Raw genomic sequence first — 13452 nt, 5'->3', positions numbered from 1 at the left:
AAATCCTGTAACTAGTCCTTTTGGTTGGCATTATTATTTCTGACGTTGTACATCGAAGAACTCAACCATCCGCTGTAAATGCTCTGGGATAATCACGCCGGGCCCATGACCTCCGCCCTTAATTTTTATAAATTCTGCCGGTACATTTTCGTTCAGCAAAGCCTGATAAAGAATCTCACTTTCACACCACGGAACCAACGGGTCCTGGTCACCATGCAGGATCAGAAAAGGAGGATCTGTTTTATCAACATACGTGGCCGGGTTTGCCATCTGACAGCGTGAGCGGTTGTCCTGGATAGCCCCGCCGACCAGCTGGGACTCCGGTGAGTCGGGGGCATTGTGGACCATCTCGCTTCCGCAGGAATCCATGATCAGGAAATCAGTGGGTCCGAACCAATCCACCACGGCATCGACCTTGCTGGAATAGCCGGCATTTCCACCGATCGAACCTTCCAGATCTATGGTCCGACCATCCAGTTCAAATGACTGCTGGTTACCAGTCGTGCCGGCTATGGATGAAAGGTGCCCTCCGGAAGAGTAGCCGGTAATGCCTATAAAGGATGGGTCAACATGATACTTATTTGCATTCGCCCGTAAATAGCGGATGGCTCCTTTCAGGTCGTGAATTTGAGCTGGAAATAAACCATCGCGACTGGACCGGTGGTTAACGGCAACCACAGCATAACCGGCATTCAATAATGGTTGGCCCAGCGTCTCAAAGCCTGTGGCTTTCAGGTTGTTGCCAAAAAAGGCGCTGCCGTACACGACAATGATGACCGGATGGATCGCTTTGTCATCGTCGGGTACATAAATATCCATACGGTGATAGACATTGGTATCGCCTCCATAATTGATATCTGCATAGAGCTGGCCATCAGAATGAGCCTGACTCTTAACCGGATTGAAGCATGCCAATACAAGGAAGAGTGCCAATGCATAGGCAGGAAGATGATATTTCATAGGCAGCTTATTGTGTAGGGATATTCCATCCATGCCATCCGGCTTTTAATTCTCTGGATATCCGGGCTGCAAGCGCGGGTTGTTTCATGGCTATGTTTACGTTTTCGTTCGGATCTTCCACGCTATCGTACAATTCACAGGTGACCGAATCACCCCGCATACCGGTTTCCGCATTCCATTGGTACCACTCGATGTAGTGGTGGTCTTTGGTTTTGATGGAATAGCCCATGTAGCGCCCTCCGTCCGGTGATATGCGTGGCCGGCGGTGGAACTGGCTGAAAACGGCGTCCTTCCAGGGCTGATCGGGATTCTCCAATAAAGGAACGAAACTGGTTCCTTCCAGGTAGCCAGGTTTGGGAATGCCGGCCAGATCACAAAGCGAAGGAAATAAATCCACGAGCTCGGTAAGGGCAAAGGTTTGCTTGCCCCGGTTAGGCTGATCCGGGCTCGCCAGGATAAGCGGAACCTGGAGATCCACGGCATAATTGGTCTGCTTGCACCAGGAGTGATGCTCACCGAGTTTCCACCCGTGATCACCCCACACGATGATGATGGTATTGTCGTAAATACCCAGGTCTTTTAACTTCTGGATCAGTTTACCCACCTGGGCATCCACATAGCTGACACTGGCATAGTAACCGTGCTTCAAAGTGCGGGCGGTGTCTTCGGAAATATTGGATACGGAAGGGTGTATGAGGTAAGAGAAACCGTCATATACCCGCAGCTCGTACATCGAATTCATCGACATCACTGGCGCATTCTCGGGGATGAATGGATTGGTTGCCAGGGGAATGGCATTGCGATCGTACAAATCCCAGTATTTTTTCGGCGCAGCAAAAGGGAGGTGCGGCCGGAAGAATCCCATACCCAGATAAAAAGGCTGGTCTTGTTTAGCCAGCCGGTCCAGGGTGCGCATCGCCAGCACAGCCTGGGCCCCATCGTAATACAGGGTGTCATCGACATCCTCGGCTTCCCAGGCAGGGCCGTTGTTGTATCCGTCGGCGTAATAATTGGGCCGTATCTGGACGAGTGAGTCCCGCTTGATTTTTTGTTTGCGTTGCGTTTCTTCGTTTACGTAAAACGTTTCCCCATCACGCTTCAGCCACTCCGGTCGGGCAAATTGGGCGGGACGCAGATCCGGCTCATCCCAGGAAATAGAATCCGGCATGTAGTTGTGGAATATCTTACCGATGTTCACCGTATGGTAACCGAACTGGTGGAAATATTGCGGCATGGTAACGATATCCGGGTGGAGTTCCCTGAATTTATCACCCAGGTGCCATACCCGGGTGGAGTCGGGGCGTAAACCGGTCATCAGGCTGGCCCGGGAAGGCGCACAGACCGCTGCCTGGCAGTAAGCCTGCCGAAAAACCATGCCATCGGCTGCCAGGGCATCCAGATTGGGAGTATGAATCAATGGGTTGTCGTAAACACCTATATCCGGTCTTAAGTCATCGATGGAAATGAATAGCACATTCGGTTTCTTCTTCTCCGGTTTTCCACAGCTACTGATGAGCAAACAGGATGCAGCCACTATAAATACGAGCGGTAAGGCAAGAGTCGGTCGATGATTCATGTACGGACTAATAACAGTTGATTGGCAGCAGTAAGATAACATGAATTTTAAAAAGACTGGCGGCCTTTCCGCCGGTCCGGACTGTTACCCGCATACCAATCCCCACTGCCACAGGAAACCTTGGTCAGGATGTAGTACCTGTTATTGACTAACCTTTTACATCTTATACCGGGTAGCCTGATAGAAGATGGTCTTCCATTCATCATCCATCAGCTGCCAGACGGTGGTGGCATAGAGCTGGAGGGGACCATCTGCCTGGTAAGTAACAATACAGACTTGCGGGCCGGCATGGATGACCTTGAAGCTGGAAAGTTTGAAGTCTGCAGGCGGATACTTTTCAGGCTCAAGTAATGAACCGGATTCGTGAGTCTGTTCTTCACCCGATTTGTAGACGCTGCCGTCAGGCAAATAACCAATGGATGTCAATTCTGCAATGAACCATTCCGGGTGAAGGTCAAAATTGGCGGTTTTCAGTCCTTCCCATTTCGTGATTTCACGGTGGATAAGCATCGAATCGATCGATTCGGCTTGTGCATCCATTTGTTGCACATTGACCATAACCGTACAGAGGATGGATAGACCGGCAAAGAGGTTTGCATTCATATTTGGTTTATTTGGTGATCATTTAGGTCAGGTTATATCCTTTATGGATGGTTCTGACAGTAGTCTTAATCACCTGAAGGGATACTCTGAAATACCTAAAGAAATTTAAGAAAATTGCAGATTGCAAAATTGGAAAATCGACGAACGGAATGGATTGTTTTTCTTCGATATCAGAGTTCTTGAAAATTTCTTCAAACAGGAGCCAAGTGGGTCAAATGAGAAGCCCTTCAACGAAGAATAGGATGCAATTCTAGCCCCGGAATTCGTGGGGATATCCACTCCATCTTAAGAATTGCTGCCAGGAGTTCATTCCGGCAACCGGGAATTTTATTCGGCTTCAGGTTGCATTATGGCATTGCTATAATTCATGATCCTTATGGTCATGGATTTTGCATGATCAGGAGCTTTTTAGTGGCCTGACCCTGGTGGCCTGCAATGGTTATCCAATAAACCCCATTGGATAATTCCGGCAATTGGAGCTGTATGCGATCACCTGGTATTGCCTGGTGCAGGATCTCCTGACCTAACCCATTGTGCAGGGTTAAAACACTTCCCATCGGCAATCCGGTCAGGGTAACAGCTCTTTGAGCCGGATTGGGGTAGATGGTGCCCTGATCCCAGAATGTTTCATAGCGTGAAGATGTCTCACGATACTGATTGAAGAAGTCTATCGTGTACTTCACTGCGGGCAATACGCAGGCGCCATGGTCACCTTCCGGGTAGACATCGATTGCTGCTACGTCACTGGCTCCATTGGACTGCATCACCGAGTCAGCCAGCAATGCATTGGTATAGATCACCTGATCGTCGTTCATGCAATACACCAACCGGGTGGGTACATCCGGCGCCCAATCATACGTGTCATTGGCTTCCAGGGCAAGGAGGAACGGATTATCGGGCTCATGCAAACCACTGATGATGGAGTCTTGAAACAGGTCTGCAGCTACGGTGGACCCAGTTTCCTGCATCAGGATGGTCAATAATTGCTGGTGCAGATTGTTCATGTTGATTTCTTCCCGGGCAAATGCCTGTGCAGCCGGGATGTATGGCGCTTTTAACACCTGGGGCAGGCTGTCGTACAGGTGGTAGACAGCGTTGTACCCGAGCAGGGTATAGATAGCATAGCCGGGATAATTGTAGGGTTCCTGGCTCATCACCCGCCGGAGCATCTCGCCCGAAACGGAATAGGGCCCGGACATAGGAGCCGCCGCTATCACCTCGTAGGATTCGGGCAACGGATCCTCCTGTAAGTCGCGGTGCAAGGCCATGGCAGCATGACCTCCCTGCGAATAGCCGGTAATGAATACCTGATGATTAGCCTTCACCGACTCTTGTTCCATGAAGGGCAGGATGGACAGGAATAAATCCCTGGCATAGCTGGCTTCGGACCGGGCATGCAGATAGGGGTGAAAGCCCCGCGAGTCACCCAGTCCCTGATAATCTGCCGCAATGGTGATGTATCCCAATGACGAGGCTATGGTTGCCAGGAGCGCTTCTCCACTGTTGCGCGAAGGCACATCCTGCCGGCTGGACGCAGTGCCATGCTGATAAAAAAGAACGGGATAGGCAACTTCGCCGGCATCCGGAAATGCTACAAACCCGCTGGCAGTATCCGGCATACCCTGTGCATTGGTGGTGCTGTAGCGTATGGCGTACGAGGTAACACCGTATAAGGCTCTGGTGGTATCGCCGGTAAGCTGGATCAGGATATTGATCTCTGCAGCGCTGGAATGCTGCAATTGTACCGCCTCGATCAGCTTTTGACTTTGACCTGCCTTTGGTAAGCCGGCTATAAATAGGGTGAAGAGAAGAAGTTTAAAGGTGTTAGACATATTGTGTTCTTTAATAATGTGTAAAAGTTGAATCCTCAATTCAACCATTCGTAAAATAAGGGAATAATTTAGTCTATGCCTAAATACTTGTGCGTCTGGATGCTCAATCGCCACTGGGGATGCTCACTGCAATATCGAATGGCTGCCTGTGTATTGGCATCGCGCCGGGCGCTGTCCATGGGTTGAAGATAAAAGGTATCGAAATCAAGATAGGCAAAGCGCTCAGGCTCAGCGCCCGGCTGCGGGTAAACGAGCTTGAGTTCGTTACCCTGCCTGACGACCAGTTCGCTGCCGGCTTTGGGGCTTACACAGACCCAATCGACCCCTTCCGGAACCGGGACGGTCCCATTGGTTTCAATCGCCACTTCAAATTGTTCAGCATGCAATGCTTCGATTAACTCGGCATCCAACTGCAACAATGGTTCGCCACCGGTACAGACGACGTACCGGTTGGGTTGTCCTACCGGCCAGAGGCCGGCAATGACCGATGCCAGTTTTTGAGCCTTGTACTTGCCACCCCGCACCCCATCCGTACCCCAGAAATCGGTATCGCAAAAACGGCATATGGCTTTTTCACGGTCTTCCTGGCGGCCGCTCCAGAGATTGCATCCGGCGAATCGGCAGAATACTGCCGGCCTGCCGGTTTGGGCTCCTTCACCTTGCAGGGTATAATAAATCTCTTTGATCGAATAAGTCATGCGCTCGTTTGACGGGGGCAAATTTACAAGAAGTCACGAAGCATTGGAATGCTTCGCATAAATAGGGTTGCCAGCCAATTCCCCGACCATGGGTTCTGAAGAAATTGAGTTTCCTAAATGGAAGCTATCCGTTGCTCTTAAATGAACGGGCGAAAGCATACAGGTCCGGGCATACACGGTCTGCCAGCAAGGCTTCCCCGCTATTGGCATGATCCATGATGGCGCCAACGCGCATACCCAACCGTAAGCCGAAAGTTAGGTCCGAGAGGGTATCTCCGGCCATCCAGGACCTGGACCAGCTGAAATCCGGGAATGCTTCCTTTGCTTCCCAGGCCATGCCTGTATTGGGTTTGCGGCAGGGTGGATTTTCGAAACTAAGACCAATACATTGATAAATACCGTCAACCCTTGCCTTGGAATTCTGTAATTCCTCCAGCATTTGCATATGGATAACATCGAGGTCGGCTCCGGACATCAATCCTTTTCCGACGCCCTGCTGATTCGTGACAATGAACAAATAATCAAAGCGCGTACTCAAACGTCGGACCGCTTTCCAGGTATTAGGCAACCATTCAAATTCTTCTGGCTTTTTGACATAATCACCGGGCAGCCGGTGGTTCAGGACGCCATCGCGGTCAATGAATACAGCACTTTTATCGTAAATGGGATTTAAACTGCGCTGGGGTAATCCGGCGACATCCCAGGTTGCCGGCCATGAAGTTGAAAGTTCCTGGCTCATCAATACGGACTGGTGGCTTTTCACCAGATCTTTCGAGATCAGGCCGAGGCGGAGGATCTGCCAGCCATTAAAATGACTTGAGTCCGGAACTAACCGGTTAAATGGATTAAGTGCGATATGAGGCATTTCACCAGGAACCTCTTCGACAGCGAGGGTCAGGTCAGCATGCAGACCGTCCGTCAATTGGTAAAAGATGTAGGGATCCCAGTGATACGTGGCCAGGTGTGGCCGGTACCACCAGATATAACGGGGTGTGTCGGATGTGAAATTTCTTTCGACCGGGTCGGTGGCCAGCACCTTCCACGTGATGGAAGGATACTGCTGGGGCAGGGAAGATCGGTATTTTGCAACTCCAGGTCCGTTGAGCACTACGGTCTTTAAATGACTGACCAGGGAAGTTGGCAGCATGGGCTTATCTCCGGGTTCCAACCATAAAAAGAGTGTGTCAGGCAGGGATGACTTCAAATGCATTCCAGTTCAACTTGGCCAGATCGCAAGTTATTGATTATGATACAAAAGTCAGGCGTTCATTTCGTTCGTCACCCGGAGTTTCTCGGAGATGAGATAAACATTGCGTTGTGATGCATTGCGGGTAATCAGTTCTGCCAGAAAGCCGGTAAGAAATAACTGGGAGCCGACGATCAGCACCAGGATACCCAGATAAAATAACGGCCGGTCGGCAATGTGCGTGGTGTCCCAGAAGATCTTGGATATGCTTAGATACAGCAGGATGCAGAAACCGATGATGAAAAACAAAAATCCCAGCATGCCGAACAAATGCATCGGTCGTTTTCCAAAACGGCTGACGAAAATGATGGAGATCAGATCCAAAGGACCATTGATGAATCGCGACAAACCAAACTTGCTTGTCCCGTATTTCCGGGCCTGATGCTGAACGACTTTCTCACCTATTTTTTTGAAACCGGCCCATTTAGCCATGACTGGAATGTAGCGGTGCATTTCTCCGTACACTTCAATGCTTTTCACGACCTCGCTGCGATAGGCTTTCAGGCCGCAGTTGAAGTCATGCAGTTTGAGTCCACTCATCCTGCGAACGACGGCATTGTAGATCTTGGTCGGTATGGTTTTGGAAAGGGGATCGTACCGCTTTTTCTTCCAGCCCGATACAAGATCCCAGCCATCCTCGGTGATCATACGGTATAGTTCGGGTATTTCATCCGGACTATCCTGCAGGTCAGCGTCCATGGTGATCACCACATCTCCGGTGGTAGCCTGAAAGGCAGTGTTCAGGGCTGCTGATTTCCCGTAATTGCGGCGGAAACGAATGGCGCGGACTGCAGCATTTTTCCTGGCCAATTGCTGGATGACCTCCCACGAGCCATCGGTGCTGCCGTCGTCGATAAAAATGATCTCATAGGTCAATCCGTGGGCTTCGGCAACCTTGCGGATCCAGGCTTCGAGTTCCGGCAGGGACTCGGCTTCATTGAGGAGTGGAATCACTAAGGAAATCGCTGGATGGTCCATGATTACATATTATCGGCAAATGTAATGAAAAGTGACAAAAGTAAGCAGAGGCTTCATAAGTAGCAGCAGTGTCGTTTAAGTATTGACGTGTTTCCGTTGTGATGAGTGAAATATCGTCGATTTGCTATCATCTAACCCCAAACCCCAAACAACTAACATCTAACACCAACCATCTGAAATCTCAAATCTGAAATCTCAAATCTCCCGTCTCAAATCTCCCGTCTAATCAACCATCTTGTCACGGTACACGAAATAAAAGAAGATCCCGGCAATGCCGTTGAGCACCACAAAGGCAGCGGTCCAGACGATTTTGTCCAGTTGGACCAGATTGGATTTTGACCAGATCTCATACAGCGCCCATATGGTGAAAACCAATTGGCTCAGTACGCCGATGGTCAGCAGGGTAGGGCTCCCGGGGACATCCTCCAGATAGAGGTATCCTCCAACGATGGTACTCAGCAGGCTGACGAGAAAAATGGCTTTGGTCGTATTGGTTGTCATGGCTTTTGTTTCAATTTCGATGCAATTTAGGATTCGTCATGCGATTCAAAGGGAACGGGCATTCAATAGCTGATCTTCCATTCAATAATACTCCGGTCATCGCCGCCACTTAAAAGTGTTTCTTCATCCAGCCAGGCAAGCGTATTGACCGACCGGATGTGCCCGGGAAACTTCGGTGTTTCGATCACCTTGATCAGTTCCAGAGAAACGGGATCCCACAGTTTGATGGTGCGGTCGCGGCTGGCAGATGCCAGTAATGATTGGGTCGGGTGTAAAAGCAATTCATTGACGGTGTACCAATGGGCCGGGACAACCTGGATGAGCCTCCCGGTCCGGGCGTCCCACTGCTTGATCTGGGCGTCGCGGCCACCGCTGATCAGAAGTTCGCGTACCGGATCATAGACCAAGCTGAAGACGCTGGGTTCGTGTGCGTTGATTTGCTGTAACACCTGCCCGCTATACAGGTTGACCAGGTAAATATTTCCGTCACTGGAGCCTACCCATAAACTGTCTTCGTCCATCCGGGCGAAACTGCGCAGCGCATGATGGGAAATTTTCAGGGTGAATTCCGGCAACCATTCCCGGGATGACCAGCGGGTCAGGTTTCCGTCCGCGCCCAGACTGATGAGATCAGGACCATTACGGTACAAACGGTAAATACCCTTGCGGTGGTTTTCGAGAGCCCGTACCTGATTATTTTGTTCGTCGATCAGGTATAGTCGTGCATCGAGGCCTCCTACGGCCAGCCGGTCATCCATCTGAGCCAGGCCGAAAAGGGAAGTATCGGCCTTACCTACCAGGTGTCCATCATCTTTACCCACCAGCCACCGGGCAATCCAGCCTTCTCCTCCGGCGGATAGAAATCCTTCTTCCGCCGTCCGGCCAGGCAACAAGGCATAGACGGCGGCCTGATGGCCCAGGTAAGATCGTACCCATTCTACTTTCATGTCTTCTATAGAACACAATAGGACAGTAAAGGATCATCAATTGAATATTTCAGCCTCTGTATCGCAAGAAGTTGTAAAGACCACCTGATCTATTAACTTTGATTGTGAGGATTTTCAATCCCAAATTTTGTCTTACCAAAAACAGTATTGCATGCCATTCAACCTTAAATTTATAGTTCTTTCAGCTGGCCTGATGGCTTCATCTGCCGCCTGGAGTCAGACAAAGACTCCATTGGAAGCCATGGATATTTTTCAGTTGGAGAACATTTCCAGCCCCACGATTGATCCTGCCGGCCAGCGTATCCTCTTTGTGAGGAATGGCAATGACATCATGACCGACGGAGGTATCGCCAATTTGTGGATCACCGATGTCAATGGCCAGAACGAACAACCCATTACATCAGGCTTGCAGCGTGTAAGCCAGCCTATGTGGCATCCGGATGGCGACCGCATCATTTTTGTTTCTAACCAGGAACGTGGTGCCCAGTTGTTTATGCACTGGCTCGGCAATGACCGCGAAGCCATGCTGACCAACCTTCAGAAGAGCCCCGGCAGCATAAGCATTTCACCGGATGGCCAATGGATCGCCATGACCATAGCCGTACCCGATACCCCTCGCAGTTATGTCAAGCTACCCCCAAAGCCGGAAGGAGCCAAATGGGCGGAACCGGCGAAGATCATTGACAAGCAGATGTACCGTGCTGACGGCGCTGGATTTCTGCGTGATGAATACCGTCAGCTTTTTATATTGCCGATCGACGGAGGTACTCCCCGCCAGATGACTACCGGAGACTTCCAGATCCAGGGACCTCTGACCTGGTCGCCGGATTCAAAGACCATCTATTTCAGCTCCAACCGTCATGGCGATGTCAAGAACCACCCCCGGGATCCTGAACTTTACCGTATCGATGCGACCAGCGGAGAAATGACCATGCTCACCGACCGTAATGGTCCGGATACCGATCCGACGCCGTCACCGGATGGTAAATTCCTGGCTTACCTGGGCTTCGATGATGAACTGAAAGGGTATGCCAATACCCGGCTTTACCTGCGTACCCTAAGTAACGCTACCACCAAATGCCTGACCTGTGATTTTGACCGTGATGTGGAAGCTGTTGCCTGGACCGCCTCCGGTTTGGTCATTTCCTACACCTCGGAAGGAGAAACTTATGTTGAGCGAATAGACATGAACGGGAAGCGCTCTGGACTGGTCAGCGGCATCGGAGGATTATCCATCGGGCGTCCCTACTCCGGTGGCGCTTACAGCGTATCGGATAATGGCACGGTGGCTTATACCCTGGCCTCCACGGAATTTCCGGCCGACCTTGCCGTGAAACAGCCTGGTCAACCCATGAAACGCTTAACCCATGTAAACGATGACCTCTTCAGCTATCGGTCCCTGGGAAAGGTGGAGATGATCCGATATCCTTCCTCATACGATCAGCAGCAGATCCAGGGCTGGATCGTCTATCCTCCCGATTTTGATGCCAGCAAGAAGTATCCTTTGATCCTGGAAATTCATGGAGGGCCTTTCTCATCTTATGGTCCCCAATTTTCGATGGAGATCCAGTGCTACGCCAGCGCCGGTTATGTCGTGCTGTACACCAATCCCAGAGGGTCGACCAGTTATGGTGATGCATTTGCCAATAAGATCCATCACAACTATCCCGGGCAGGACTATGACGATCTGATGACCGGTGTCGATGTCATGCTGGCTAAAGGTTTTGTTAATCCTGACCGGCTGTACATCACCGGAGGCAGCGGAGGGGGAGTGCCTACGGCCTGGAGTATTGGCAAGACCAACCGGTTCCGCGCCGCCGTGGTGGCCAAGCCGGTGATCAACTGGTATAGCTTTTCACTGTATGCTGATAACTATGCCAACTACTACAAGTATTGGTTCCCCGGGTATCCCTGGGAGAACCAGGAGCACTTCATGGCCCGTTCCCCGATTTCACTGGTTGGTCATGTCAGGACGCCAACCATGCTGATCACCGGAGAGGTGGACTACCGTACTCCCATTGCGGAAACCGAACAGTTTTACGGGGCACTGCAATTGCAGGGTGTGGAATCAGTCATGGTGCGCATTCCTGAATCCGGCCATGGTATCGCCGGAAGACCAAGTTATCTGGTCAGTAAGGTGGCTCATATCCTGGCTTGGTTTGATCGCCATCCCTAGCAACACATGGTATAAATATTCTTTCAGACCGATAAAAAAAACACGATGTCCAGATTCTATTATCTCTTTTTACTGCTCGGCGTCATACAGGTACTACCAGTAAAAGCTCAGGATAAAACATATGAGCAATTAGCAGAAATAGCCGTCATCGATCAAAAAGTGATGATGCCCATGCGTGATGGCATACGGCTGTGTACGGACATTTACCGACCAAAAACAGATCAGCCCGTACCGGTGATCTTTGTGCGTACGCCTTACAATTTTAATATGTGGGGCGACGGTGAAATGCATACCCGCACGCTGCAAAATGCTATGGAAGCCGTGGAGCATGGTTATGCTTACGTGATCCAGAATGAGCGGGGACGTTATTTCTCGGAGGGGGAATGGGATATCCTGGGTGTCCCGCTCACCGATGGTTACGATGCCTTTGACTGGCTGCAAAAACAATCCTGGTGCAATGGAAAGATTGGAACACTGGGTTGTTCTTCCACTGCGGAATGGCAGATGGCGGTTGCCGCCCTCGATCATCCGGCACATGCAGCCATGGTCCCGCAATCCTACGGGGCCGGTGTTGGCCGGGTAGGAAAATTTTATGAGCAGGGCAACTGGTACCGCGGTGGTGCTGAGCAAATGTTGTTCTTTGCCTGGCTTTATGGTGTGGAGCACGATAAATTCAAGCCGCGTATTCCGGAGGGAGCTACCCAGGAAGACCTGATCCGGATCAGCCGGTTCTACGATCTGGCACCGGAAAATCCACCGGTAGGCATGGACACGGCCCTGGCGCATCTGCCGGTCACCGATATCCTGCAGAATATTCATGGTAAAAGGGAGATCTACGATAAAATGATCCGTCGCAAACCCAATGATCCGGATTGGTACAAAGGCGGGCTGGTCCATGATAATATGGACATTGGCGTACCCTCCTTCTGGTTTGCCTGCTGGTATGATGTGTCGGTTGGGCCTAACCTCGCATTGTTCAATCATGTCCGCGAAACAGCCCCGGATCCTCAGGTTCGCGATAACCAGTATATGGTCATTGCCCCTACTTTACACTGCAGTTATACCCGTGCTACGGAGAATACGATTGTCGGCGAGCGCTCCGTAGGTGATGCCCGTCTGGATTATTCCGGAATGATCTACGGCTGGTTTGATTACTGGCTGAAAGGTGATGATGAAGGTCAGCTGAAGTCAATGCCTCATGTCCGCTATTATACCATGGGGAGCAACAAATGGCAATCCGCGGAGACATGGCCTCCCCAGGATGTCAAGCTACAAACCTATTACCTGGCCAGCGGCGGCGATGCCAATACGATGTATGGTGATGGCAAACTGACCATGCAGGTACCGGCGCAGGATCAGGCAGATCATTATGTCTATGACCCAATGAATCCTGTACCTTCTCATGGAGGCAATGTGTGCTGTACTGGCAATGCCATCCAGGGCGGAGCCAGGGATCAGCGCGAGGTGGAGGCACGTCAGGATGTCCTGGTTTACACAACGGATCCGCTTGCTGAAGGGGTCGAAGTGACTGGAAATATTGAGTCCATCCTCTATGTCTCTTCCGATGCCAAGGATAGTGATTTTACCATCAAACTGATCGATGTCTATCCCGACGGTACGGCGTACAACCTGGATGAAACCATCCAGCGGGCACGTTACCGGGAAGGTTACGACAAAGAGGTATTTATGACCGATGGCCAGGTATATAAACTGGAACTTTCTCCGATGGCCACCAGCAACTATTTTGACAAAGGTCATCGCATCCGGATTGAAATATCCAGCAGTAATTTTCCTAGGTTTGTGCGCAATTTGAATACGGGCGGCAATAACTTCGATGAATCGGAAGGCGTGATCGCAAAGAATGCCATTCACCATTCCAGTAAATATCCATCACAGATAAAGTTGCCGGTCCGGAAGTGAATTAAACAAAAAACC

The 13452-nt window shown here is 50.7% G+C and carries 11 protein-coding genes; 2 read left to right on the top strand and 9 right to left on the bottom strand.

The window, feature by feature from the left end:
• Window positions 1–33 precede the first annotated feature (33 nt).
• The 9 genes from H6570_14705 to H6570_14665 form a co-directional block, all read right to left on the bottom strand.
• Window positions 34–960: an alpha/beta hydrolase gene (locus tag H6570_14705; protein ID MCB9320529.1), complete on the bottom strand. Its 927-nt coding sequence runs from the start codon at window positions 958–960 to the stop codon at window positions 34–36.
• Between the two features lie 7 nt (window positions 961–967).
• Window positions 968–2536: a sulfatase gene (locus H6570_14700; GenBank protein ID MCB9320528.1), complete on the bottom strand. Its 1569-nt coding sequence runs from the start codon at window positions 2534–2536 to the stop codon at window positions 968–970.
• A gap of 156 nt (window positions 2537–2692) precedes the next feature.
• On the bottom strand, window positions 2693–3139 hold the full coding sequence (locus H6570_14695) for a hypothetical protein (protein ID MCB9320527.1): 447 nt from the start codon (window positions 3137–3139) through the stop codon (window positions 2693–2695).
• 380 nt (window positions 3140–3519) lie between these two features.
• Window positions 3520–4971 carry a T9SS type A sorting domain-containing protein gene (locus H6570_14690; GenBank protein MCB9320526.1) on the bottom strand — a complete coding sequence of 484 codons (1452 nt, stop codon included), beginning with the start codon at window positions 4969–4971 and terminating at the stop codon, window positions 3520–3522.
• Between the two features lie 68 nt (window positions 4972–5039).
• Window positions 5040–5669 carry a 7-carboxy-7-deazaguanine synthase gene (gene queE, locus H6570_14685; GenBank protein MCB9320525.1) on the bottom strand — a complete coding sequence of 210 codons (630 nt, stop codon included), beginning with the start codon at window positions 5667–5669 and terminating at the stop codon, window positions 5040–5042.
• A gap of 124 nt (window positions 5670–5793) precedes the next feature.
• Window positions 5794–6879, bottom strand: coding sequence for an HAD-IIIA family hydrolase (locus tag H6570_14680; GenBank protein ID MCB9320524.1), 1086 nt, complete (start codon window positions 6877–6879; stop codon window positions 5794–5796).
• 48 nt (window positions 6880–6927) lie between these two features.
• Window positions 6928–7893, bottom strand: coding sequence for a glycosyltransferase family 2 protein (locus H6570_14675; GenBank protein MCB9320523.1), 966 nt, complete (start codon window positions 7891–7893; stop codon window positions 6928–6930).
• 222 nt (window positions 7894–8115) lie between these two features.
• Window positions 8116–8394: a hypothetical protein gene (locus H6570_14670; GenBank protein MCB9320522.1), complete on the bottom strand. Its 279-nt coding sequence runs from the start codon at window positions 8392–8394 to the stop codon at window positions 8116–8118.
• Window positions 8395–8456: 62 nt separating this feature from the next.
• Window positions 8457–9341 carry a hypothetical protein gene (locus tag H6570_14665; protein MCB9320521.1) on the bottom strand — a complete coding sequence of 295 codons (885 nt, stop codon included), beginning with the start codon at window positions 9339–9341 and terminating at the stop codon, window positions 8457–8459.
• A gap of 151 nt (window positions 9342–9492) precedes the next feature.
• On the opposite strand from H6570_14665, the gene H6570_14660 reads away from it, so the two are divergent.
• Window positions 9493–11517 carry a S9 family peptidase gene (locus H6570_14660; protein MCB9320520.1) on the top strand — a complete coding sequence of 675 codons (2025 nt, stop codon included), beginning with the start codon at window positions 9493–9495 and terminating at the stop codon, window positions 11515–11517.
• 45 nt (window positions 11518–11562) lie between these two features.
• On the top strand, window positions 11563–13437 hold the full coding sequence (locus tag H6570_14655; GenBank protein ID MCB9320519.1) for a CocE/NonD family hydrolase: 1875 nt from the start codon (window positions 11563–11565) through the stop codon (window positions 13435–13437).
• Window positions 13438–13452: the final 15 nt, after the last annotated feature.

This window comes from Lewinellaceae bacterium, assembly GCA_020636135.1.
Lineage (GTDB): Bacteria > Bacteroidota > Bacteroidia > Chitinophagales > Saprospiraceae > JAGQXC01.
This window is presented reverse-complemented; position numbering and strand designations above follow the sequence as displayed.